Source organism: Pseudoduganella sp. RAF19 (assembly GCF_052114165.1).
GTDB lineage: Bacteria > Pseudomonadota > Gammaproteobacteria > Burkholderiales > Burkholderiaceae_D > Rugamonas.
On the sequence record NZ_JBFREF010000006.1, the window covers coordinates 332422 to 356902 of the forward strand.

20 protein-coding genes are annotated in these 24481 nt (G+C 63.4%); 9 read left to right on the top strand and 11 right to left on the bottom strand.

Features of this window, described 5'->3' with window-relative positions:
- Window positions 1–44 precede the first annotated feature (44 nt).
- Entirely contained in the window at window positions 45–2015 is a 1971-nt protein-coding gene (locus AB4Z19_RS18385) for a PhoX family protein (RefSeq protein ID WP_442035754.1), read from the bottom strand.
- 188 nt (window positions 2016–2203) lie between these two features.
- Between AB4Z19_RS18385 and AB4Z19_RS18390 the strand changes: the two genes are divergently transcribed.
- The gene (locus tag AB4Z19_RS18390; RefSeq protein WP_442024462.1) at window positions 2204–2695 is read left to right on the top strand and encodes a DUF3016 domain-containing protein; all 492 of its coding nucleotides are present in this window, start codon (window positions 2204–2206) and stop codon (window positions 2693–2695) included.
- Between the two features lie 14 nt (window positions 2696–2709).
- Here AB4Z19_RS18390 and AB4Z19_RS18395 read toward each other — a convergent pair whose 3' ends face one another.
- The 4 genes from AB4Z19_RS18395 to AB4Z19_RS18410 form a co-directional block, all read right to left on the bottom strand.
- Window positions 2710–3153 (bottom strand): thioesterase family protein, encoded by a 444-nt coding sequence (locus tag AB4Z19_RS18395; RefSeq protein ID WP_442024460.1) that lies wholly within the window; start codon window positions 3151–3153, stop codon window positions 2710–2712.
- 37 nt (window positions 3154–3190) lie between these two features.
- Entirely contained in the window at window positions 3191–4438 is a 1248-nt protein-coding gene (locus AB4Z19_RS18400; RefSeq protein WP_442024458.1) for a PQQ-dependent sugar dehydrogenase, read from the bottom strand.
- A 79-nt stretch (window positions 4439–4517) separates the two neighbouring features.
- Entirely contained in the window at window positions 4518–5216 is a 699-nt protein-coding gene (locus AB4Z19_RS18405) for a dienelactone hydrolase family protein (RefSeq protein ID WP_442024456.1), read from the bottom strand.
- Between the two features lie 38 nt (window positions 5217–5254).
- Window positions 5255–5707, bottom strand: coding sequence for a host attachment protein (locus tag AB4Z19_RS18410; RefSeq protein ID WP_442024454.1), 453 nt, complete (start codon window positions 5705–5707; stop codon window positions 5255–5257).
- Window positions 5708–5871: 164 nt separating this feature from the next.
- Between AB4Z19_RS18410 and AB4Z19_RS18415 the strand changes: the two genes are divergently transcribed.
- Window positions 5872–8703, top strand: a complete 2832-nt coding sequence (locus AB4Z19_RS18415; protein ID WP_442035755.1) for a bifunctional diguanylate cyclase/phosphodiesterase — start codon at window positions 5872–5874, stop codon at window positions 8701–8703.
- A 114-nt stretch (window positions 8704–8817) separates the two neighbouring features.
- Here AB4Z19_RS18415 and AB4Z19_RS18420 read toward each other — a convergent pair whose 3' ends face one another.
- Window positions 8818–10440, bottom strand: a complete 1623-nt coding sequence (locus AB4Z19_RS18420; RefSeq protein ID WP_442027011.1) for a M28 family peptidase — start codon at window positions 10438–10440, stop codon at window positions 8818–8820.
- A 50-nt stretch (window positions 10441–10490) separates the two neighbouring features.
- Between AB4Z19_RS18420 and AB4Z19_RS18425 the strand changes: the two genes are divergently transcribed.
- Window positions 10491–11300, top strand: a complete 810-nt coding sequence (locus tag AB4Z19_RS18425; protein ID WP_442035756.1) for an SDR family oxidoreductase — start codon at window positions 10491–10493, stop codon at window positions 11298–11300.
- An 11-nt stretch (window positions 11301–11311) separates the two neighbouring features.
- Here AB4Z19_RS18425 and AB4Z19_RS18430 read toward each other — a convergent pair whose 3' ends face one another.
- The 5 genes from AB4Z19_RS18430 to AB4Z19_RS18450 all read right to left on the bottom strand — a co-directional run bounded on the left by AB4Z19_RS18430 (window position 11312) and on the right by AB4Z19_RS18450 (window position 15962).
- Window positions 11312–12310: an alpha/beta fold hydrolase gene (locus AB4Z19_RS18430; protein ID WP_442027013.1), complete on the bottom strand. Its 999-nt coding sequence runs from the start codon at window positions 12308–12310 to the stop codon at window positions 11312–11314.
- 21 nt (window positions 12311–12331) lie between these two features.
- Window positions 12332–13837: a putative bifunctional diguanylate cyclase/phosphodiesterase gene (locus AB4Z19_RS18435; protein ID WP_442035757.1), complete on the bottom strand. Its 1506-nt coding sequence runs from the start codon at window positions 13835–13837 to the stop codon at window positions 12332–12334.
- A gap of 14 nt (window positions 13838–13851) precedes the next feature.
- Window positions 13852–14217 (bottom strand): response regulator transcription factor, encoded by a 366-nt coding sequence (locus AB4Z19_RS18440; RefSeq protein WP_442025286.1) that lies wholly within the window; start codon window positions 14215–14217, stop codon window positions 13852–13854.
- Between the two features lie 78 nt (window positions 14218–14295).
- Window positions 14296–14901, bottom strand: coding sequence for a response regulator transcription factor (locus AB4Z19_RS18445; protein ID WP_442025287.1), 606 nt, complete (start codon window positions 14899–14901; stop codon window positions 14296–14298).
- A complete protein-coding gene (locus tag AB4Z19_RS18450) occupies window positions 14898–15962 on the bottom strand; it encodes a sensor histidine kinase (protein ID WP_442025288.1) in 1065 nt (354 codons plus the stop codon). Before AB4Z19_RS18450 ends, AB4Z19_RS18445 begins: the two co-directional genes overlap by 4 nt.
- A 143-nt stretch (window positions 15963–16105) precedes the next feature.
- On the opposite strand from AB4Z19_RS18450, the gene AB4Z19_RS18455 reads away from it, so the two are divergent.
- The 6 genes from AB4Z19_RS18455 (at window position 16106) to AB4Z19_RS18480 (ending at window position 24458) form a co-directional block, all read left to right on the top strand.
- Entirely contained in the window at window positions 16106–17713 is a 1608-nt protein-coding gene (locus AB4Z19_RS18455; protein WP_442025289.1) for a methyl-accepting chemotaxis protein, read from the top strand.
- Between the two features lie 136 nt (window positions 17714–17849).
- Window positions 17850–19982, top strand: a complete 2133-nt coding sequence (locus tag AB4Z19_RS18460; RefSeq protein ID WP_442025290.1) for a DEAD/DEAH box helicase — start codon at window positions 17850–17852, stop codon at window positions 19980–19982.
- A gap of 228 nt (window positions 19983–20210) precedes the next feature.
- Window positions 20211–21824 (top strand): Mu transposase C-terminal domain-containing protein, encoded by a 1614-nt coding sequence (locus AB4Z19_RS18465; protein WP_442025291.1) that lies wholly within the window; start codon window positions 20211–20213, stop codon window positions 21822–21824.
- Window positions 21825–22000: 176 nt separating this feature from the next.
- Window positions 22001–23575, top strand: a complete 1575-nt coding sequence (locus AB4Z19_RS18470) for a flavin monoamine oxidase family protein (protein ID WP_442025292.1) — start codon at window positions 22001–22003, stop codon at window positions 23573–23575.
- Window positions 23572–23958 (top strand): c-type cytochrome, encoded by a 387-nt coding sequence (locus AB4Z19_RS18475; protein WP_442035758.1) that lies wholly within the window; start codon window positions 23572–23574, stop codon window positions 23956–23958. The genes AB4Z19_RS18470 and AB4Z19_RS18475 overlap by 4 nt, the downstream gene beginning before the upstream one ends.
- An 8-nt stretch (window positions 23959–23966) precedes the next feature.
- On the top strand, window positions 23967–24458 hold the full coding sequence (locus tag AB4Z19_RS18480) for a RidA family protein (RefSeq protein WP_442026857.1): 492 nt from the start codon (window positions 23967–23969) through the stop codon (window positions 24456–24458).
- Window positions 24459–24481: the final 23 nt, after the last annotated feature.

The window sequence follows — 24481 nt, forward strand, 5'->3', positions numbered from 1 at the left end:
GTGCCTGCCACATCGTGGCAGGCACCAGGTTCACGCCGCTGGTTTTAGCCGACCTTAGGCAGGGCGGTCATGTAGCCCACCGCTGCGCCGAAGCGGTCGCGGTAGTTGGCGCGCACCAGCGGGTCCAGGGTGGACACGACCTTGGAATGCAGGCCACCGGTCACATTGCCGGAAGCGTCCTTGGTCAGTTCCCAGTCGCCTGGGTGCTGGAAGTTGCTCATGATGTAGGCGAAGCCGTTGATGTCGTCGACCGCGTGCAGGCCGGTCGACTCGGCTCCTGCCGGGTTGGACAGCAGACGCGACAGGGTCTTGCTGTCGACGTTGTACGCCCACAGGAAGTTATTGACGTGCAGGCCGGAGTCTTCGCCGATGAACAGGGTGCGCAGCTTCTCGGAGAACTTGATGTTGTCCGGGTTGGCGATCTTGTCCGGGTTGGCCAGGTTGCCCAGTGCATCCGGGGTCGCCAGGTCTTCACCCACCAGGGCCGGCACGGCGGCCATGTCGACCGGTACCCATTCGCTGTCGATCGCTGCGCCGGTGTCATCCTTCTGGCCGGACTTCAGGTTCAGTGCGTACACCACGCCTGCGTTCGGGCCTTTCACCGAAATGCCGCCGGAACCGTTGGTCATGGCCGGCTGGATGTAGCTCATGGCGCTGTAGGCGATCTTGTCCTTGGCGTTGACCGTGGTGCCTTCCATCTTGGTGAAGCCCATGCTGCCGCCTTTCAGTGCGGCGTAGCGGTGGGTTTCCAGGAAGGCGGCGGCCTTCTCCATACCGGTGTTGATCTTGATCCAGTTGGTCTTGCCGCTGAACGGGATCTTGGTGAAGGCTGCGTCGCTTGGATCGGCCGTCTTCACGCTCAGGATGTCGGAAGCCTTCAGGGTGTCGGCCAGCGCCTTGATCTCGGCGCTGGTGGCCTTGCCCAGCTTGATCCAGGACAGGTCAGCGGAACCGCCGTTGTCGGCAGTCTTCTGCGCCCACTTGGCCACGTACAGGGTGCCGGCGGACAGGTCCTGCGCCTTGTCGGCCACGAACATGAACAGGCCGCCGTTGGTGGCGTCGTCGCCCATCAGCGCGGTACGCTCGTCCGGCATCACTTGCACCAGCTCGTGCGAGATACGGCCCATGCAGTAGTGCTTCTTGATGGAGCCGGTGCCGTCCGGATTGACGGTGATTTCCGGCAGGTGGCCGTAGTGGTAAGGGTTGGCCTTGGTGGCGTCGCCGAACAGGTTCTGGCTGAAGTTCTGGAACTGGGTGTTGGTCGCGATGGCGGTGGCATCCGGCTCGTACTCTTCCGAGGACAGATGGGTATTCCACGGCGAACGGCTGGCGCCGCAGGTGATCCACAGGCCGTTGACGCCGCTGGTGTCCACGTTGTGGTACTTCACCAGGGTCAGCGCGCCGGTGGTCTTGTCCTGGTCCAGGGTCAGGATGGCGATTGGCGACGGCAGCATGCCGTACATGGAATCGCCCTTCACGTTGCGGGTGGTGTATTCGAACTGCACCACGGCGAACACGGTATTGCCCTTGATGCCGGTAACAGTCGGGCTGGCCAGTTTCAGCAGCGAGGTGCCGTCCGGGCAGTCGGAGAAGAACTGGCGTTTGTTCGCATCGGTGGCGTCGAGGATCGGGTTGTTCTTGATGTCGTAGTAGCCGCCGGCCAGGATGGTGCCGCCGCTGCCGTTCGGGACCATGGTGCCGGTGATGAAGAAGGTTTCGTACTTCAGCGCGTAGGTCTGCTTGGTGCCGTCGCTGAAGCTGGCGACCAGGGACGAGGCAACCGTGGTGGTTGCCATCTTGGCGGCGTCGGCCAGGCTCACGGCCGGCATGGCCGAGAAGGTCACGGAAGCCAGGGTTACCGGTGCTGGCGCTGGCGTGGCTGGCGCATCGTCGCCGCCACCACCGCAAGCGGACAGCAGAGCGGCAGTCGCGCTGCCTCCTGCCAGCGGCAGCAGAGGTGCACCGCCGAAGAATTTGAGAACGCGGCGGCGGGTCAGATCGAGGGAGTCGGACATTTGTCTTCCTGTGGTTGGTTTGATAGGAGCCCGCATCATAGGCAAAGCTTGTTACAACCACATGACAAATTAACATGTCATTTCCGACTAGTATATTTCGTAAGAAAACGTATCAGCCAACGCGGCGCCACAGGGAAAGTGTATATTTTGATGTGGGATGATTCGTCTGCACATGAAAGGAGCTCATCATGCGAAACCTCATTCTCGCTGCCATGCTGCTGGCCAGCGCTGGCGCCGCTTCGGCCGGCGTGACGGTCAAGTATGAAGATCCGGACAAGTTCCAGGATGTGCCGAAATGGGAGAAAGACCGCGAGCAGGTGCTGAAAGACCTGAGCGCGCATTTCGCCAAGCTGGGCAAGGATTTGCCGGCGGACGAAACGCTGAATATTACGGTCACGGACATCGACCTGGCAGGCTGGGTGGAGCCATCGCGCCGCCGCATCGACGACATCCGCATCCTGCGCGGTGGCGCCGACTGGCCGATGATGAAGCTTCAATACACGCTGGAGCGCGATGGACAGGTGATCCGTTCAGGCGATGAGCGCATCACGAACATGATGTACCAGCAGCGCATCAACCGCTACGACAACAGCGATTACCTGCGCTACGAAAAACAGATGATCGACGACTGGTACCACCACGCATTCCCGGCGCCGAAAATCAGTAGGGCGGATCATTGATCCGCCGTGTGTGATCAGTCGATCCAGTTCACCCGCGGGAACTTGCCGCGGAAGTCATCGGCCATCGGCACGACCTGGCTGTGCTTGTAGTTAAAGAAGACGAAGCCGGACTTGGCCATCGCAATCAGCTTGCCATCCTGTGGGCGCGTGATGCGGAAGATCACATCGCCGCCGTACTTGTTGAAGTCCATCACCCCCACCTCGAACAGCAGCTGGTCGCGCGCATGCGCTTCGGCGCGGTAAGTGGTGGCCAGGTCGGTCACGATAATGCCCGTGCCGTCCGGCCCCGTTTCACGCACGCCGAATTCGTAGAGGAAGCGCGCCCGCGCTTCCGAGATCATGGAGATCATCGAATCGTTGCCCAGGTGGTTGGCGCCGTTGATATCGGTCACGCGCACCGTCAGCTGGGTGGAAAAGCAGAATTGGTCTTCTGGGAACTCAAGCTTCAGTCTGGCCATGGCTAGCAAAGAATACGGAAAGCTCCCATTTTAGCGCCTACTGCTGCCGCACGATTTTGTACACCTTGCCGTCTCCGCTCATCATGTACAGCTCGCCCTGTGCATCCTGGCCGAAGGACGGCACATTGCCGATGTTTTGCACGGACCAGTCCTTTTGCTCGCTCACCGCGCCATTGCTGTACACGATGCTCTTCAGGAAGCCCTTGCAGTAATCGGAGTAGAGATAGCGTCCCGCCAGTTCAGGCAGATCCTTGCCGCGATAGACGAAGCCGCCTGTGATCGAACAGCCGTTGGCATTATTGGCGCCGTGCTCGTATTCGAACTTCGGCAGCGTGATGCCGGTTTTGTCGCAAGTCGCCGCGTTGTAGCAGCTGGTGCCTTCCATCTTGTTCCAGCCATAGTTCGCGGCCGCCGTGTTGGCGGGCACGATATCGACCTCTTCGCGTGCGTCCTGGCCCACATCGGCGATGTAGAGCTGCTTGTCCACCGTGTCGAAGGCGAAGCGCCAGGGATTGCGCAAACCATAGGCCCAGATCTCGCCGCGCTTGTTGTCCTGGTTGACGAAGGGATTGTCCGCAGGGACGTTGTACAGCGGCGCCACGGCGGTATCCACATTCAGGCGCAGGATCTTGCCCAGCAGGGAATCCAGGTTTTGCGCATTGCCGCTCGGGTCGCCCGCGCTCCCGCCATCGCCCGTGCCGGCATACAGATAGCCATCCGGACCGAAGGCCAGGTTACCGCCGTAGTGATTGGTGTAAGTCGGGTGCGGGATGGTAATGATGCGGTTCAGCGAATCCTTGTCGGCCACATTCGGATCGCTGGCGGAGACTTTGGCGGAGTCGATGGCGATGTTGCCGAATTTGTCCGTGTAATAGACGTAGAAGCGGCCGGTGACCGCATAGTTCGGATGGAAGGCCACGGAGAGCAGGCCGCCTTCGCCGGTGGTGCTGATCAAGCCTGAAATATCCAGGAAGGGCGTGGCTTTCAATCCGCTGCTATCGACGACGCGAATGCGGCCGGGACGTTCAACGATGAACTGGCGCGTATCGCCTGCCGGCGCCGTCAGCAGCAGCGGCTCGCTCAGGCCGGATGCCACTTCTTTCAAGGCCAGCGCGAAAGTCGGCGTTGGCGTGGTAGGAGTGGTTGGTGTCGTTGGCGTGGTGGGGGTGGTGGGCGATTGCGTCGGGCTGCCGCCGCCGCCTCCGCCACCGCACGCCGCCAGCGTTGCCGCCAACGCTACTGCTGCGGCGCATGCCGTCAGCTTCAAGTGTTTAGAACCCGCCATGCCCGCCTCCTCGTGTTTATCCAGCTGACGAGCTTAAAGGGCGGTGCAGGGCGCTTCTGTGCGGCAGCGCACAAAGGCGCTACTCGTTTTCGCTCAGGAAGATGAGCGTATGACCGTGCGCTTCCGCTGCCGCGCGCTGGTTGTAGGTGCTGCGATGCGAGCAGTTGAAGCCATGTTCCGCGTTCGGATAGACATGGATCTCCACTTCTTCGCGAATGCCGAAGCGTTCTGCGACGCTGCGCACGGCGTCCATCGAAATATGCTGATCCTTGCCGCCGAAGTGCATCAGCAGCGGCACCTTGATATCGTCCGCGCGGTCGAGCTGGTTCTGGATGCCGCCGCCGTAGTACGCCACGGCCGCGTCCACGTGGCCATTGGCCGCAGCCAGATAGGACATTTGCCCGCCCCAGCAATAGCCGACGGAACATACCTTGCCTTCCACGCCGGGCAAGGCGCGCAGGGCCTTTACGGCTGCGGCAATGTCGGCCTGGGCCTTGCCGGTATCGGTTTGCTGCTTGAGGGCGGCGGCCTTGGCCCAGTCCTGTTCGTCATAGCCCAGTTCCACGCGCGGCTCGGCGCGCCAGAACATATCGGGCGCCAGCACCACGAAGCCGTCGGCGGCGTACTGGTCCGCCACGCTGCGGATGTGGGCGTTGACGCCAAAGATTTCCTGGATCAGCAGAATGCCTGGGCCGTGTCCGCTGCGCGGCAATGCCAGATAGGCGGCGAAGGTGCCGTCATCGCCCTCCACATCAATCCACTGAGGATAAGTGTCCATAAAAACGCTCCGTTGTGCGGATCATCGATCCGCCGATTCTATGCTCCGCCCGGACGCAGGGCAAGGCCGCGAACGCACGCTTCAATCTCGGGGCGCGGGAAGGATGCAAAGTTCTTGTTCGACTCGGCAATCACCAGCTTGCGCGTGGAATGGTTCAGGCTATCGCGCAGCAGGCCGAGGAATTTTGGCGCAGCGATCAGGCAGAGATGATCGTATTGATTCTGCGCGGCGGCCGTGTCCAGGCGGCGTGCCAGCTGGCGCGCGAACTGATGCACCTCATGCTCGACCGCATCTTCGGATGGGGAGTAGGTCGGGTGCTGGCCGTTCGGGCTGTAGAACTGCGAATTGGCGTCGGATTCGATCTGGCGGTTGTCGGCACGGCCGAGTGGATTGGCCATGTCTTCCACTTCTTCGAGGGAGTGCTGCGCATCGCGCACCCGGAAGATGCGGGCGTGGCTGCTGTCGGCCACGACGACCCATGTTTTTTCCATGTTCGCCTCCTTGTAGGTGGGCGTTCAATATACCGCCGGGGGAAGTGTAGCGGCGCGCGCGACACTTGGCTGGCGAATGAAAGTTTCCTTATGGCATTTAGGTTGGCAGCGTGCGAAAATGCCGTATACGCGTGCTAACCTTGCACTTTCGATGGTTTTTTGACATGGTTGACCCCATTAGCGAATCCACAACTCCCGCGTCCGGGCAACAGCCGGGCAGGCTGTTCCGCTCGAAAGCAGCGGCGCTGGCGCTGCTGTGCGGATTTGGATTGACGGCAGCCTTCTTTGCCGGTGTCAGCCATCTGGAGCAGGACCGGCTGCAACTGACTTTCGAGCAGCAGGTGCACGGCCGCGTCTCTGCGCTGCGCGAAGGCTTCGGCAACGCCATCACCGGCCTGGAAGCGATCAATCTGATGTTCGCCAGCCGCGCCCAGGTCAGCCGCCAGGAATTCCATTCATTTGTTACCCCTCTGCTGGCCCAGCGGCCTTATGTCCTCGGCGCGTCTTTCGTGCGTTTTGTTTCGGACGCCGAGCGCGCCGCGTTCGAGGCGGATTTGAGCGAAGTCCGCCCCGGCGCTGTGATCCGTGAAATGCAGAATGGACAACTCCAGCCTGCGGGCCGGCGTCCGCGCTACCGCGCCATCGAATATATCGAACCCATGTCCGAGAACGAGGCGGCGCTGGGCCTCGATACCTTGTATCCGCCGCGCGACGAGCCGGCGCGCGAACGCGCCTATACCACCGGCCAGCCATCGGCAGGCGCGCTGGTGCCGCTGGCGCAGCGCGCCCGTGCGCGCATGGGCGTGGTGATTTCCATGCCGGTCTACCAGTTCGGTGCGCCGCTGACCGATGCCGCGGCGCGCCGGGCCGCCGTGATTGGCGAAACCACGCTGGCCGTGCTGCCCGGCGAAATGATCGAGAAGATTCTGGAGAAGAGCGGCAACGGCGCACTCCAGCATTACGAACTGAAGGCCTACGCCAGTGCCACCGCTGCGCCGGACACGCTGGTCTACCAGTCGCGCCAGCCGGTGCAGGGCAATATGCCGGAACTGCCACGCTGGCTGTATCCATCGCGCATCCAGACGCTGCAAATGCCGATCGAAGTGGCGGGCAAGAGCTGGCTGCTGGAAGCGCGGGCCGATTCGTCCGTGCTGGCGACCGACCATCTGGCATCGCTGTTCACGCTGGTGCTGGGCATTACCACGACGCTGCTTGGTACGGCCTGGGTCAGCACCCTGGCTTCGCGCAACCGCGTGATTCAGCGCAATGTGGAAGAGCGCACGGCGCAGCTGAAGCAGGTCAATCAGACCTTGCTGCTGCGCGAACGCGCCATCGAATCGAGCACCAGCGCCATTGTGGTGACGGAGGCGCGCGAAGGCAATCCGACGGTGTACGTGAATCCCGCCTTCGAGCGTACCACGGGCTACAGCGCGGCGGACATCATGGGCAAGAGCCCGCGCCTGCTGTATGGCACGGACCTCGACCAGCATGGCGTGTCCGAAATCCGCAATGCAATCCAGGAGCACCGCGACGGCCACGCCGTGATGCGCTGCTATCGCAAGGACGGCACCATGTTCTGGAACGATGTGACCTTGTCGCCGGTGCGCGATGAGGAGGGCCGGGTCACGCACTTCGTCTCGATCCAGCACGACATCACGGCGATGAAGGCATACGAAAGCGAGCTGCATCACCAGGCCACGCACGACGCTCTGACCGGCTTGCCGAACCGTGTGCTGCTGCACGACCGCCTGCTGCAAACCATTCAGCACGCGGCACGCAAGGGCCACGAGTTGTGGCTGGTGTCGATCGACCTGGACCGCTTCAAGTTTACCAATAGCCGCCTCGGTCACAAGGGCGGCGACCGCTTGCTGCAAGTGGTGGCGGCGCGCCTGCGTGCAGCCGTGCGTCCGCTGGACACGGTGGCGCGTCTGGGCGGCGACGAATTCGCCTTGCTGCTGCTGGCGGAGCATGGCGCGCACGCACCGCGCGCCGATCAGCTGCAGCGCGTGCTCGACAAGCTGGCCGAGCCACTGGTGCTGGACGGCGTGGAGCTGTTCCTGAGCTGCAGCGCCGGTATCGCCGTGTATCCGGCCGATAGCGACGATCCGCACGTGCTGGCGGAACGTGCCGACATCGCTATGTACCGCGCCAAGGAAATGGGCGGCAATAATTACCAGTTCTACACGGCCGCCATGAACGAGCAGCTGGGCGAGCGCCTGCGCATCGAGTCCGCCCTGCGTACTGCCTTGGAACGGCGCGAGTTCGAGCTGCATTATCAGCCGCAGGTGGATACGGAGAGCGGCCGCATCGTCGGCATGGAAGCGCTGATTCGCTGGCGCCATCCGGAGATGGGCATGGTGGCGCCGAACCGCTTCATTCCATTGGCCGAGGAAACAGGCCTGATCCTGCCGGTCGGCAGCTGGGTGCTGCGCACCGCCTGTGAGCAGCTGCGCCAGTGGCAGTGCGAAGGACGCGAGAATCTGCGCATGGCCGTGAACGTGTCGGCGCGCCAGGTGGCGGAGCCGGACTTCGTGCAGTCGGTGGCAGCCGTGCTGGCCGAGACGGGATTGTCGCCGCACTGCCTGGAGCTGGAGCTGACCGAGAGCACGGTGATGAACGATGTGGAGCATGCCATCTCCGTGATGCACCAGCTGAAGAAGCTGGGCGTCAAGCTGGCCATCGACGACTTCGGCACCGGCTATTCGTCCCTGGCGCACCTGAAGCGCTTCGAGATCGACGTGCTGAAGATCGACCAGACTTTCGTGCGCGATCTGACGGTCGATCCGGACGATGCGGCCATCGTCACCACCATCATCGCGCTGGCGGAGAACCTGGATCTGGAAGTGATTTCGGAAGGGGTGGAGACGGAAGAGCAGATCGCCTTCCTGCGCCAGCATGGCTGCCAGCAAATGCAGGGCTACTTCTTCAGCCGTCCCGTTCCCGCCAGCGCCTTCATCACCGTGCTGGAAGAAAACGAGGCGCGCCTGGCAGCGTGAAACGGCGGATCGATGATCCACCCTACGGTGCTGCGGATAGGGAAACGACGGGTTGTCCTGTGCGTTCCGGAATGCCGCGCCGCGTAGGGCGGGTCATTCGACCCGCCGCCCTCGTTACCGCTTGACCTGGCCGAAAGGATCACCCTTCTTCCAGGCCGGCATGTCCTTGCCGTTGGCGATTTCATAGCCCAGGTTCAGCGTGAACTGCGCCTGCTGCACCATGCCGGACAAGTCCCAGCTCGCATGGTACTCATCGCGTACCGTGTGGTAGTCCTTCTTGAAGGCCACGATGCTGGCCGCCGATTCATCCTGCTTGCGCTCGAACTCGAAATGGCCGTCGCCCGAGAACACGGCCGAGCCCACGTTAAACGCCGGCACGCCCGCCTTGGCGAACTGGAAGTGGTCGGCGCGGAAGTAAGCGCCCGACAGGTCCGGAATGGCCGGCGCAATCCTGAGGCCCATCTGCTTCGCCACCTTGGCCGAGGATTCATACAGCGAGCTGCGCTCGGCGCCCGCTACACCGATATCCCTGGTGCGGCCGGCGAAGTTCATGCTGTCCAGGTTGAGGTCAGCCAGCGTGCGGTTCAGCGGGAACACCGGATGCTGCACATAAGTCGCCGCACCGTGCATACCCTGTTCTTCGGCTGCGGGCCACAGGAAAACCTGCGAGCGCTTGGCCGGCTTCTTCACTGCCTCCGTTGCCATGGCCAGCAGGGCCGCCGCGCCGGAGCCGTTGTCGATGGCGCCATTGTAGATATGGTCGCCGCCATCCTTGGCGCCTTCGTCGATGCCGAGGTGGTCCCAGTGCGCGGAATACACCACGGCCTGGTCTTTCAGCTTGGGATCGGTGCCCGGCACCACGCCGACCACATTGAACTGCTCGACCTGGCGGATCGAGGAACGCATTTCCACGTGGGCGCTGGTCTTCAGGTCGACCGGATGGAAGTCACGCTTTTCGGCATCGGCGCGCAGCTTGTCGAGATCGAAGCCGGCAGCGCTGAACAGGCGGCGCGCCTGGTCTTCGCTGATCCAGCCTTCGATCTGGTTGCCGCCGCCCGGCAGGTGGAAGCGCTCGTGGGCGAAGCTGGTGGCGGGCACGTTCCAGTCGTAGGAGGCGGATGGCGTGGTGTGGATCAGCAGTGCGCCGGCCGCGCCTTTGCGCATCGCTTCCTCATACTTGTACATCCAGCGGCCGTAATAGGTATAGGCCTTGCCGGCGAAACGGTTCGGCTCCTCGGCGGTTGGCTGCGGATCGTTCACCATCATGACCAGGATCTTGCCCTTCACGTCCTCGCCCTTGTAATCGTCCCAGCGTTCTTCCGGCGCGGTGACGCCGTAGCCGACGAAGACCAGTGGCGCGTCGAAGTTGACGTCGGCGCGGCCGCTGCCGGTGCCGAAGACGATGTCCTTGCCGTTCTGCGGCAGCAGCTTGCTGCCGCCAACGGTGAAGGCCACCGAGCTGCCCGGCATCAGCTTGGTGCCCTGGAACTTGACCGACTGGCGGTAAGTGCCATCGGCCAGCGGCGTCAGGCCAATGGCTGCGGCCTGCGTTTCCAGGTAGCGCACGGCGAGATCACCGCCACGCTGGCCGGTGCCGCGGCCTTCGAGCAGATCGTCGGCGAGGAAGGACAAGTGGGCGCGCAGAGGCGCTTCACGAACAACGGGAGCCTGCTGCGCGGAGGCAGCGGCGCAGGCCAGAGCGAGGCTGGCGGCGAGGAGGGTAGCTTGAGTGTTCATGTGGGCCATCTTAACGCATAATCGGAACATAAATAAACACAGGGGGACACATGGAGGTTATCGTCATTACCGGCGCATCCGACGGCATCGGTGCGGAGATGGCGCGCCAGCTGGCGCGCAGCCGCGGCAAGGAAGCCGCGCTGGTGCTGGCAGCACGCAAGGCCGATCAGCTGCAATCGGTAGCCGACGCCTGCTCGGCGCTCGGCGCGCAAACGCTGGTGGTGCAGACCGACGTGTCCGACGAAGCGCAATGCCGCCGGCTGATTGCCACAGCCGCCGAACGCTTCGGCCGCATCGACGCGTTGATCAACAACGCTGGCCGTTCCGCGCATGCCTTGTTCGAAGAGGTCGAAGACCTGCGCTGGTACGAAGAACTGATGCGGGTGAACCTGTGGGGAAGCGTGTGGTGCACCCACGCTGCGCTGTCCTGGCTGAAAGCGTCGCGCGGACGGCTGGTGGCCGTGTCCTCGCTGGCCGGGCTGATTGGCGTGCCGGGACGCAGTGCTTATGGCGCGACCAAATTTGCCATGTCCGGCTTCTTCGAAAGTCTGCGCGCGGAGCTGAAGCCGCATGGCGTCAGCGTGACGACGGCCTATCCCGGCGTGGTCGACACGCGCATCCGTTATCGCGGCTACAACGCTCAGGGCGGCGAGCTGGGAAGCAGCAGCCTGAAAGAAGACAAGGCCATGCCGGTCGCGGAATGCGCGGCGCTGATCATCGAAGGCATGCAGTCACGCCGCCGCGAAGTGGTGATGACGGCCAAAGGCAAGCTGGGACGCTGGATGAAGCTGATTGCACCGGGTCTGGTCGAGAAGCTGGCCATGGCCGCGCTGAAGGAAGATGTCAAGCCGCACGGTTAAACGCTGCGTCCTCAACGTGCCAGTTCTTCGACCAGAGCCCGGTTGAAGGCCGCCGGATCTTCCATTTGCGGCGCGTGGCCCATGCCGTGGAATTCGATCAGGTGTGCTTTCGGGATGCGCTTCGCATTTTCCTTACCCAGCACGGCGTAGCGCCCGATACGGGCTTTCACTTCAGGCGGCGCGATATCGCTGCCGATGGCCGTGGTGTCGGCGTCGCCAATCATCAGTGTCGTCGGCATTTGCAGCTGCGGCAGTTCGTACCAGACGGGCTGGGTCCAGATCATGTCGTAGATCAGGGCGGAATTCCACGCTACCTGCGCGTGGCCGGGACCGGCGTTCAGGCCCGCCAGCATTTCCACCCAGCGCTCATATTCGGGTTTCCAGCGGCCGACGTAATAGGTGGCTTTCTCGTAAGCGCGCACGCTGTCGGCGCTCAGTTTCAGTTCGCGCTCGTACCACTGGTCCACGGTGCGGCCAGGCACGCCCAGCGCCTTCCAGTCTTCCAGTCCGATAGGATTGACCAGCACCAGGTGCGACACGGCTTGCGGACACATCAGCGCGTAGCGCGCCGCCAGCATGCCGCCGGTCGAATGTCCCACGACCACGGCTTTGTCGACTTTCAGCTGCCTGAGCAGGGCCGAGGTGTTGTCGGCCAGCTGCTGGAAGCTGTATTGATAGTGCGCAGGCTTGGTGGAGGCGCAGAAGCCTATCTGGTCCGGCGCCACGACCCGGTAGCCTGCGGCACTGAGCGCGGCGATGCTCGTGTCCCAGGTCGCGCCACAGAAGTTCTTGCCGTGCATGAGCACTGCCGTACGGCCGTTGGGCTGCCCGGTTGGCGCCACGTCCATATACGCCATTTGCAGGTCCTGGCCCTGCGACCGGAAATGGAAATGCTGCTGCGGATAGGGATACTGGAAGCCTTCCAGCTCCGGGCCATAGACTGGTGCTGCGTGGACGATGGATGTCGCCAGCGCGAGGCAAGCAGACAGTGTGGCGAATGGACGGGACATGGTGAACTCCTGGGCCTGGATTCAGGCGGCGAGCACCATGCTATCACTGCTGCGCAAATAGCGCTGAGCCTCGCGTGGCGGCATCGGGCGTCCGTAATGGTAGCCCTGGATTTCATCGCAGCCCCACAGATGCAGCAGCGCGCGCTGGCCGGCGTTCTCCACACCTTCCGCAATCACGCTGATGCCCAGATTGCGCCCCAGGCCGATCACCGCCTGCACGATGGCGGCATCTCCGGTGCCGGGCGCCAGCTGGCGCACAAAGCTTTGATCGATTTTCAGTTTATGAATCGGGAAGCGCTTGAGATAAGCCAGGCTGGAATAGCCGGTGCCGAAATCATCGATCGACAGTTTCAGGCCCAGTGCGCGTAACTGGCCGAGTACCGTAATGGCCTGCTCCGTGTTTTCCATCACCACGCCTTCAGTAATCTCCAGCTCAATGCAGGCGGGATCGATATGCGTGGTCGCCAGCAGGTCCGTGATCTTCGGCAGGAAGGACGGATGCGTGAACTGGCGCGGCGAAATATTCACGGCAATGGTCAGCGCGCGGCCATAGTGCGCGCTCCATTCGCTGGCCTGGCGGCAGGCCTGCTCCAGCACCCAGTCGCCGATGGCAATGATCAGGCCTGACTCTTCGGCCAGCGGGATGAAGACGGCAGGCGACACCAGCTCGCCGCGGCGGCGCCAGCGCAGCAGGGCCTCGAAGCCGGCCAGCGCCCCATCGCGCAGAGATTGCTGCGGCTGATAGTGCAATTCCAGCTCGCCACGTTCGAGCGCATGGCGCAAATCGGACTCAATGTCCAGACGCTGATCGGCCTGCGTATTCAGCTCGACGGAGTAAGGCACAAGCAGATCGCCGCCGCCGCGCCGCGCCGTTTGTAGCGCCGCATCGGCATTACGCAGCAGCGTAGCCGGATCGGCGCCATCGGTAGGGAAGGTGGCTGCACCCAGGCTCAGGGTGGAGTACACCTCGTGATTCTGGCAGCTGAAAGGGCTGCGCATGTATTCCTGCAAAGCGGCCAGCGCGGCGCCGAAAGCGGGCGCCTGCTGGTCCATGGGATAGAGCACGGCGATGTTGGCGCCATCGAGCCGGAAGGCTTGGCCGCCATGCTGCTCGGCAGCTTCGCGGATGCGCTGCGCCATGGACTTCATCATCGCGTCGCCGAAAGCGTGGCCGAAGCTGCCGATCACACGCGAGAAGCGGTCGATGGTGCCCAGCACCACCGTATGCGGCGCAGGCGGCAGCGATTGCAGGCGCTGTTCGAAATAGCGGCGGTGGGCGAGCCCGGTCAGCGGATCGTGGTTCGCCAGATGCAGCAATTCGTCTTCGGAACGGAAGCGCGACCAGACGTGGTAAATCATGAAGGACGCCGTGCCCAGCGCCATAACGTTAAACACGTGGGCCATCGAATGCAGGCTGGCGTAGCGCTCGATCAGCAGCGAGGCCACCGCGCCACCGGCAATCACGAGCAGCAGCAGGGTGTAAATAGCCAGGCGGTAGCTGCGGCCGGCGGGAGGTGGAAGGCTCATGGCGCGATCCTTTCTTAGTGTTGTCCGGACAGGGCGTCTTCCACGCAGCGCAGCAGAGCGGCGCTGTCGAAAGGCTTGGTCATGAAGCAGGTGGCGCCGGCCTGGCTGGCGCGCTTGCGCAGAAAGTCCTGCGGAAAGGCCGTAATCACGATAAAGGGAAGGGCGCACTGGCGGTTACGCAGCAATTCCAGCAGCTCGATGCCACTCATGCCGCCCATTTGCACATCGCTGACGATGCAGTCGCTGAGAAGCGCACCGTCCGATGCCAGAAATTCTTCTGCGGATGCGTACAGGCTGACCTCAAGCCCGATGGACCGCAGCAGGCTGCTGATGGCGGTGCGCACGGATTGGTCGTCGTCGATGATGGCTACTACTGACACAGGGAACTCCCGAATGCTGCTGATATGGGAGCACTGTAGCGCGCCGCTCTCCGGCGCGAAATCATACGTGGGTATAGTTTAGTTAAGACCGAGGGCTTCCGCCATGCGGACCAGGTCCGCGAAGGTCTTGGCGCGCATCTTCTTCATCGCATTGCCGCGATGGATCTTGACGGTGATCTCGCTGGTGCCGACTTCGCCTGCGATCTGCTTGTTCATCAGGCCGCGTGCTGCGAGGCCCATGATTTCACGTTCGCGCGGGGTGAGGGACTCGTAGCGGTTGCGCAGTTCGGCGCCTGCATCATGGTCGGCGCGGCGGCGGCGGTCGCCGTCCAGTGCTGCGGCGACGGCGTCCAGCAGATCCTGCTCGCGGAAAGGTTTGGCCAGGAAGTCCACCGCGCCAGCCTTCATGGCGCGTACGGACATGGGAATGTCGCCATGCCCCGTCATGAAAATTACCGGCAGGGTTTCGCCCTGGCGCAGCAGGTCGGCATGAAAATCCAGACCGTTCACGCCGCGCAGGCGCACGTCCAGCACCAGGCAACTGGGGCAATCGGTGCGTTTGTGCTGCAGGAAGGCGGCGACGGAATCGAAGGCCGCCGCCGTCATGCCGGCCGAACGCATCAGACTGAGCAAGCCTTCACGCAGGCCGTCGTCGTCATCGACGATGTACACCATTTCGCTCATGCGGCGCCTCCCAGTGCCGGCAGCGTGCATTGCATCAGCGCGCCGCGGCTGCCGTTGGAGGAAGCGGCAATGCGGCCGCCGTGGCTGTCGATGATGGAGCGGCAAATGGCGAGGCCCATGCCCATGCCATCGGGCTTGGTGCTGAAAAAGGGCTCGAACAGGCGGCTCAGGTTTTCGGACGCGATGCCGGGGCCGGTGTCGGCGACCGAGAGCTGCACTGCGCCGTCGGCATTCACCCCGGTGCTCAGCTCCAGCTGGCCGCCACCCTGGCCGTCCATGGCCTGCATGCCGTTCATCAGCAGATTGATGATCACCTGTTGCAGCTGCACGCGGTCGCCCAGCACCGGCGGCAAATCGTCGCCCAAGGCAAGGCGCAGCATCACGCCATGCGATGCCAGTTCGCGCCGCACCAGGGTTGCGCTTTCTTCCGCCACTTCGTTCAGGTCCAATGGCAGTTGTTCCGGATCGCTGCGCCGCGCCAGCGCACGGATACGCGTGATCACTTCGGAGGCGCGGGCGGTGTCGGACTGGATGCGGCCGATGGCGGTGCGCACTTCTTCCAGTTCCGGCTGCGGGCGGTTCAGCCAGCGCAGCGCTGCCGAGCCGTTGGCGGAAATCGCGGCCAGTGGCTGATTGACCTCGTGGGCGATAGAGGCCGCCAGTTCGCCCAGCGTGGAGACGCGTGCCGCATGCGCCAGCTGGGCGCGCGATTCGCGCAGCGATTCTTCCTGCTGCCACAGGCGCTCGTTGGCGCGGTGGTTGCTGCGCGCGAGATAGCCGGTGATGGCGATGGCGGCCAGGCTCATGGCGCAGCGTCCGGCCGAGTCGTCCGCCAGCGTGCCCCAGTTGGAAATCACGTAAGCCACCAGCGTCAGGACGAAGCACAGCGCGGTCACCGTCGACAGACGATGCGGCCAGGCGCGCACCGACGCCAGCACCACCACCACGTACAGCACTGCAATGGCAATATCCAGCGGCGTGAAAGCGTCGATCGAAAAGATCGTCGCCGCCAGCAGCACGATGGCGGGACGCAGCAGTGGATGGGGAGTGAGGCGCAACATCCAGTCAGTATAGTTCAGTTAAGAACCAGTGGTGCATCGGCAAGCCCCAACTTAAACCAATGTATAGGTTCCTATACCGAGGTGCGATGGCGGCTGGCCGCGGATCGCCCTACGCTGTCGGAAAATCCATCGGGAGAGCTGATATGCAATGGTTCCGCAACCTCAAAATCGCCCACAAGCTGGCCGTGGCCTCACTGGGAACGCTGGTGTTGACCGCCTCCCTCGGCCTGTTTTCCCTGTTCGAATTGCGCACCCTGGACCACGCCAGCGATGAGCTGACCAATAAATGGTCGCCCGCCACGCGCACCATCCTGGAAATCAAGGCGGCGCTGCTGCGTTACCGGACATTCGAGCTGCAACACGCGCTGTCGAATGCGCCAGCCGATTACGACGACTACGAAAACCAGATGGCGCGCCAGATGGACATGGTGCGCGGCTTGATGGCGCGTTACCAGGAGCTGCTGGCCAGCGAGGAAGTGCGCGATAGCTGGCGCAGGTTCCAGCAGGAGCTGGACAGCTATGAAACTGCCGCGCACCGGGTGGCGGCCATCTCGCGCAGCGGCGACCTGGACGGTGCACGCCGCGCCGTGCGGGGCGAATCGCGCACGCATAATTTTGCCGCGGCCGATGAAATCAGCCGCCTGGTGCAGCTGGACATGGCCGGCGCCGCGGCCGCGCGCCACAGCGCGGAGCAGGCTTACCTTCACGCCCGCATCCTGATCTTCGCCACGCTGGGCGCCAGCCTGCTGCTGGGCGGCTTGCTGGCCTGGCGCATTGGTGCAGTGATCGCAGCGCCGCTGGGCGCCGCCGTGAGCGTGGCCGAGCGTGTGGCGCAGGGAGATCTGAGTACCACCATCGAAGGCCATAGCGGCGACGAAACCGGCCACCTGCTGGCGGCCCTGCGCGGCATGAATGAGCGCCTGCGGCATGCGGTGGGCGAGGTGCGTTACGGCGCCGACGCGGTGGCGGGCGCCGCCACCGAACTGGCCGAAGGCAATCACGAACTGGCTGCACGCACGGCGCAGCAGGCGGCAGCACTGGAGGAAACGGCAGCGGCGATGGGGCAGTTGACGGAGTCCGTGCGCCAGAACGCCGATCATGCACAGGACGCCAGCGTTGTCGCGGCAAGCACCGCCAGCCAGGCGCGCGATAGCGGCACTGCCGTCGCTGAAATTGCGCAAACCATGGCGCGCATCACGGAAGCGGCGGGGCGCATGAACGAGATCGTGCAGGTCATCGACAGCATCGCCTTCCAGACCAATTTGCTGGCCCTGAACGCATCGGTGGAGGCGGCGCGGGCGGGAACCCATGGCCGCAGCTTTGCCGTGGTGGCCTCCGAAGTGCGCCAGCTGGCCCAGCGCAGCGCCGGATCGGCCAGGGAGATTCGCCTGCTGATTGAGGATTCGATCCGCAAGGTGGGCGAGGGCGCAGCGCGGGTGCAGCGCGCGGGCGTGAGCATCGAGTCGACCATTGCGGGCGTGAGCGAGGTGTCGGCGCTGCTGCATTCGATCAGCGGCGCGGCGCGCGAGCAGCGGCTGGGCATTGAGCAGGTGAACAGCGCTGTGGCGGAACTGGGCGTGGTCACGCAGCGCAATGCGGCGCTGGCGGAGGAGTCGTCGCACGCGATGCAGGGCTTGCAGGAGCAGGCGGGCCTGCTGGCGCGCGCGGTGGGGACGTTCAGGCTGGCGCCGCAGGCACGCAGGCATGGCGGATCGATGATCCGCCCTACGATGCGTCCCGTGCTCACGTAATTGCGTTTTGCGTGGGGCGGGTCATTGATCCGCCGCTTTGCTGGTGTTTCCACGCAGAAACTGCGCAGAAAGAGTAAACTACGCCCTTTCTGTCGCATTAGGCGATTCGAACAATAACCAACAAGCGAGTGCCGCCATGTCTGACACACCAGTCCTGTTTACCGATCTCCAACTGAGCGCCCCCATCCTGAAAGCGCTGAAGGAGGTTGGCTATGAAGCCCCGTCGCCGATCCAGGCCTCGACCATTCCGCACCTGCTGGAGGGCCGCGATGTGCTGGGCACCGCGCAGACGGGTACTGGCAAGACCGCGGCTTTCGCGTTGCCGATCCTGAGCCAGATCGATATCAAACAAGCCACGCCGCAAGCCCTGGTGCTGGCGCCGACGCGCGAACTGGCGATCCAGGTGGCGGAAGCTTTCCAGCGCTACGCCAACCACATCCCCAAATTCCATGTGCTGCCGATTTACGGTGGCCAGAGCTACGGCCCGCAGCTGAGCGCCTTGCGCCGCGGCGTGCACGTGGTGGTGGGTACGCCGGGCCGCGTGATCGATCACCTGGATAAAGGCTCGCTCGACCTGTCCGGCCTGAAGACCATCGTGCTGGACGAAGCGGATGAAATGCTGCGCATGGGCTTTATCGACGACGTCGAGCGCATCCTGCAGGAAGTGCCGGAATCGCGCCAGACCGCGCTGTTCTCGGCCACCATGCCGCCGGCGATCAAGCGCATCGCCACCACTTATCTGCACAACCCGGCCGAAGTGATGGTGGCGGCGAAGACCACCACCAACACCAATATCCGCCAGCGCTACTGGCTGGTGAGCGGCATGCACAAGCTGGATGCGCTGACCCGCATTCTGGAAGCGGAACCGTTCGACGGCATGATCATCTTCTCCCGCACCAAGCTGGGAACGGAAGAACTGGCGGAACGCCTGCAGGCGCGCGGCTTCTCGGCCGGCGCCATCAACGGCGATATGCAGCAGGCCGCGCGTGAGCGCATGATCGGCCAGCTCAAGGACGGCAAGATCGATATCCTGGTCGCCACCGACGTCGCCGCGCGCGGCCTGGACGTGGAGCGCATCAGTCACGTGGTCAACTACGACGTACCCTACGACCCGGAAAGCTACACCCACCGCATCGGCCGCACCGGCCGCGCCGGCCGCAGCGGCGAGGCGATCCTGTTCATCACGCCGCGCGAGCGCAACCTGCTCAAGCTGATCGAGCGCACCACGCGCCAGCCGGTCACGCCGATGCAGCTGCCGACCCTGCAGGCGGTGAACGATGTACGTGTCCAGCGCTTCAAGGACGAGATCACGGAAACGCTGGCGGCCGGTGGCCTGGAGCATTTCCAGTCCCTGATCGAAGACTACGAGAACGAGCACAATGTGCCGGCCACTGAAATCGCGGCGGCGCTGGCCATGATGGGACGCGGTGGCAAGCCGCTGCTGCTGGATAAATCGCTGGAACGCGGCTGGCACGACGACGGCGCGCCGCGTCCGGAACGCGCCGAGCGCGACGACCGCCCTCAGCGCGAACCGCGCGAACCACGTGAACCTCGCGCGAAGAAGGAGCGCATGCCGCGCGAAGCTGAACCAGGCATGCAGACCTATCGCGTGGAAGTGGGCTACCGCCACGGCGTCCGCCCCGGCAATATCGTGGGCGCCATCGCCAACGAAGGCGGCGTCGATTCCAAATACATCGGCCGCATCGAGATCTTCGACGACTACACTGTGCTGGATATGCCGGACGACTTGCCAGCCGGCACACTGGACGTGATCGCCGGTCTGCGTGTGGCAGGCCAGACCCTGCGCATCCACCGCGACGGCGAGACGGCGCCGGCCGCAGCGCCTGCTCCGGCGGCACCTTCGCCACGCAAGCGCCCGGAGCCTGAACTGGCGGCGCGCGCGGATGACGAGGATATGGCCTTCGACGAAAAGCCGAAGAAGAAAAAGAAGGACAAGGCGGAAGGCCCCGGCGTGCCGATGCGCGCCTACCGCGTGGAAGTGGGCAGCCAGCACTCGGCCACGCCGGCCAACCTGGTGGGCGCCATCGCCAACGAAAGCGGTCTGGAAGCGCGCTACATCGGCCGCATCGAGATCATGGGCGATCACACCTTCCTCGAAATGCCGGACGGGATGCCGGACGAGATTTTCCGTCATCTGAAAAAGGTCTGGGTCGGTGGGCAGCAGCTGAAGATCAGCCTCGCCGATGAAATGCCGCCCGAATCGGGCAAGCACACGCCGCCCAAGAAGCCGGTGAAAAAGGCTAAGTAATACTACGTATCGCGCACAGTGGCGGTGCAGTTTGTGTTGAATTTGCACCACAAGTAAGCCGCCGCTGACGCCAAACCCGCCTTACAGCGCCATTTCATTCATGGCCTGGAAATTGCATAAACATTGCCTGGTTATCCTTTTTTTGAAAGGTGGCGAATGTTATTGCGAAACGATCTCCTTGAATTTAGTGAACCGAGGCGCCGCATCGTCCGGATTCTGTGGATCGATGTGGCACGCAGTTTCGCCTACGTGTTCGACGTGGCTTCCGAAGCAGCGGAAGTCGAATTGCATCGCCTGTCCGTGCTGGAAGGCGAAATCGGCAAGGGCCGCATACGGCGTCTGGAATCCGATCCTTACCTGGTGGTGACGAACACCGAGGCACTGCCGCCCAAGCATGTCGAGTTGCGCGAACGTGCCTGGAATGTGATCTCCGACCTGATCACACAGGAGCCCGACATCTACGAGCCTGGCCGGCGCGGCCAGCTGGTGCAGGCGGCGACCCGGCAGCATGGCGTGTCGCACCCCACCATCTACCGCTATCTGCGCCGTTACTGGCAGCGTGGCCAAACGCCCAATGCCCTGTTGCCGGACTACGCCAACTCCGGCGGCCGCGGCAAGCGGCGCACGGCGTCGCCAGGCGTCAAACGGGGACGTCCACGCAAGGATGGCGGCCAGGTAGGCGTCAATGTGGACGATGCGATGCGCGCCGTTTTTCGGCTGGCTTCTGCACGCTACGCGGCCCGCAACCTGCAGTTCTCACGCCGCGGTGCGTATGACGAGATGGCGCGGGACTTTTTCTGCGAGCGTGTGCAGGACCCGTATTCGCGCCGGATACGCCGCGTGACCTCGGCGGAACCGGTTCCGAGCTTTGGCCAGTTCAACTACTGGCTGGATCAGGACCATCTGACCGCTGCGCAGCCGATGCCGGCACCCCTGCCGGATACGACTGCGGTAGGGCGTACCGGCCAACCGGCCAGCGACTACCGCCTGGACATTCTGCCCTTCGGCATGCAGCTGCTGCACGCGCAGGACCGGCAGCTGCTGGCCGGAACGCCTGTCCTGTATGTGATCACGGATGTATTCAGCGGCATGGTGGCCGGCATGTATGCCAGCTTTGAAGCACCCAGCTGGGGACAGGCCATGATAGCGCTAGCCAGCTGCGCTGCAGAGAAGACGCGTTTCGCGCGGCGCCTGGGCCGTCTGCTGGCGCCGCAGGAGTGGCCGAGCTGCCATTTACCGGAACGCTTGCTGCTGCCGCCGGAGCTGATGCTGCGTGCAGACGGTGATGCGCTGCTGGCGAATTTCCATATCCGCTGTGTGGCCGATTTCGAGGCGCCGGCCCGTCCCTGGATGGCGGCGCTGCGGGCCTGCTTTGGCGCGGCGGCCGACGGCAAGGCGGGCACGCTGGACGGCATCATCACGCTGCAGGAATTCCGCCGCATTGCCATGGACGTGCTGCTGGCCTATAACCATCAGCAGGGCGCCAGCGGGCACGCACCATTGCAGCTGTGGGACTGGGGCGTGCGCCGCCGCGGCTCCTCCCTCAAGCAGTTCCCGGAGGATCTGGTGCGTTGCTGCCTGTTGCCGGTCAGCGAAGCGTGGGTAACGGCCGAAGGCATCTGCGTGGCGGGCAATTACTTCAGCTGCGTGCGTGCCGAGAACGAGCACTGGTTCGAGCGCGCACGCACGCGTGGACGCTGGCCGGTGCGCGTGGCGGTCGACCCGTCGGCGGATGGCATGGTGTATCTGGTTGATGCCGCCGCGCCGCTGCAATTCCATGCATGCCGTCCAATCGAACGCATCGCGATGGTGCGCCCAGCCTTGCAGGAGGCAAGCGCCTGAAAAAGAGCTTACACAAAACAAAGTAATGTCGTAGATCGTATTGAAGCGCGCCTTATCCTATAAGGCGCGCTTTTTGTTTAATGAGTTTATTTTAGGGCCGGAATAGAGTCATTTCGCAAGCCGTTTTGGCATACCGATTGCTTTACCACTGTCATTCATAGCAGACGAGGTGACAGATGGAAGAACGCTCGATAACAAGGCGGCAGTTCCTGTACCGCGCAGCAGCAGTGGGTGGTACAGGGCTCTTGCTGAACACGATGAATGCCTGGGGCATCGGAATTGCTTCGCGGGTGAATACGCCACCCGTGCTGGCCGGCAGCGGAAAAGGCAAGCGCGTCGTAATTCTGGGCGCAGGCCTGGCCGGCATGACGGCAGCCTACGAACTGGGCAAGCTGGGCTACTCCGTGCAGATACTGGAGGCGCGCGAATTTGCCGGTGGCCGCTGCCAGACTGCGCGTAAAGGCTTCGCGCTGACGGAGCTCGGCGGCGAGAAGCAGGAGTGCAGGTTCGACGAAGGCCATTACATCAACCACGGACCGTGGCGCATTCCGCTGCATCACCAGTCCACGCTGTACTACACCCGCCTGTTCGAAGTTCCGCTGGAAGTGATGGTCAACGACAACGACCATTCTTATGTGTACTTGCAGAATGGCGGCCCGCTGGCCAACCGGCGTTTGCGTCCGGCCCAGGTCAAGGCCGACATGCGCGGCCATGTGGCGGAGCTGCTGGCCAAGGCGGTCAAGGGGAATATGCTGGATCAGGAGCTGAGCGCGGACGACAAGCGCGCGCTGCTCGACTACCTGGCGCACGAGGGGCAGCTGGACCAGGTGGACCTGCGTTACAAGGGCCGCAGCGGCCGCGGCTACGCAGTCAATCCCGGTGCCGGGTTGAATCCCGGTACTGCATCGGACCCTCTGGGCTTCGAGGAGCTGCTGCAGTCCCGCATCGGCAATGTTTACAGCGCGGTGCAGGACTTCCCGATGCAGAACACCATGTTCCAGCCGGTGGGTGGCATGGACCAGATTGCCAAAGCATTCGAAAAGCGTGTCGGCCGACACATCCAGTACAAGGCCGAAGTGCAATCGATCACCCATGGTGAGCGCGACGTGAAGGTGACCTACAAGGACACCGCCAGCGGCAAGCTGCGCAGCGTCACGGCCGACTATTGCCTGTGCACCTTGCCGCTTTCCGTGCTGCGCCATGTGGAGACGGACTTCTCCGACAAGTTCAAGCAGGCCATTGCCACCGTCGCCTATGCGCCGGTCGGCAAGATCGGCCTGCAGATGAAGCGCCGCTTCTGGGAAGAGGACGACCAGATCTACGGCGGCCATGTGCTGACCGATATGGCGGGCATCAACACGATCTCGCTGCCTTCTTCGAACTGGCAGAAGAAGAAGGGCGTTCTGCTGGGCTACTACAACTACCAGACCTCGGCCATCGAAGTGAGTGCGCTGTCGCCGGCCGAGCGGGCCGAATTTGCCGTCAAAGCCGGCGAACAAATCTTCCCGGCCTACCGTTCCTCCTTCGAAAACGCCTTCTCCGTGGCGTGGCACCGCGTGCAATACAACCTTGGCGGCTGGGCTGACTGGAATGAAGAAAAGCGCAAGACGGTCTATCCGCTGCTGCTGGAAGGCGAGGGCAGGGTGATGCTGGCCGGCGAGCACCTGAGCTACCTGGGCGGCTGGCAGGCCGGCGCCATCGAATCGGCATGGCAGCAGCTGCAACGCATTCATGAAAGGGCAAGCGCATGACATTAAGGACCATTCTCATTGCGGCGCTGCTGATCGTGCACGGCGGCGCCAGGGCCGACGGCAAGGCGCTGTTCACGAAGAACTGTGCGGCCTGCCACCAGGCCAGCGGCAAAGGCATTCCCGGCGCTTTCCCTGCATTGGCGGGCAACAAGTTCGTGCAGGGGCCGCCGGCCGAAGTGGCGGCCGTGCTGCTGAAGGGGCGCGGCGGCATGCCTGACTTCAGCCCGACGCTGTCCGACGCGGACATCGCCGAGGTGCTGAGCTATGTGCGCAGTGCCTGGGGCAATCAGGCGGACGCGCTGCCGGAGCAGGAAGTCGCCGCCCTGCGCGACACATTAAAGGTGGAGAAGTTTGCCGCCGGCCAGATGTCCAACAAACACTAAGGAAAACCATGCAAGCAAAACTGATCATTGGCGCCGGCCTGCTGTCCCTGGCTTCCGGCATGGCGTCGGCACAGGACATCATCCGCCACAAGATTCCCGGTTCCGATTTTCCGATCGCGCAGGCAGTGACTTTGCCGCCAAACGCCACTATCCATTTCATCAGCGGCCAGGTGCCGCCGGTGATCGACAAGAATGCCCCGGCCGATTCGCTTGCGGCCTACGGCGATACCAAGACCCAGACACTGGGCGTACTGAAGAAGATTGAGGAGATCCTGAAGGGCATGGGCCTGGGGATGGGCGACGTGGTGAAGATGCAGGTCTTCCTCGTCGGCGATCCGGCCAAGCAGGGACGCGCGGATGTGAAGGGCTTCATGGAGTCCTACACACAGTTCTTCGGCGGCGCGCAACCCAACCTCCCGGCACGTGCCGTCATGCAGGTCGCTGCGCTGAACTCGCCCGGCTGGCTGGTCGAGATCGAAGTCGTAGCGGCAAAAAAATAGCGTCACCACTCAATCCTCACCAA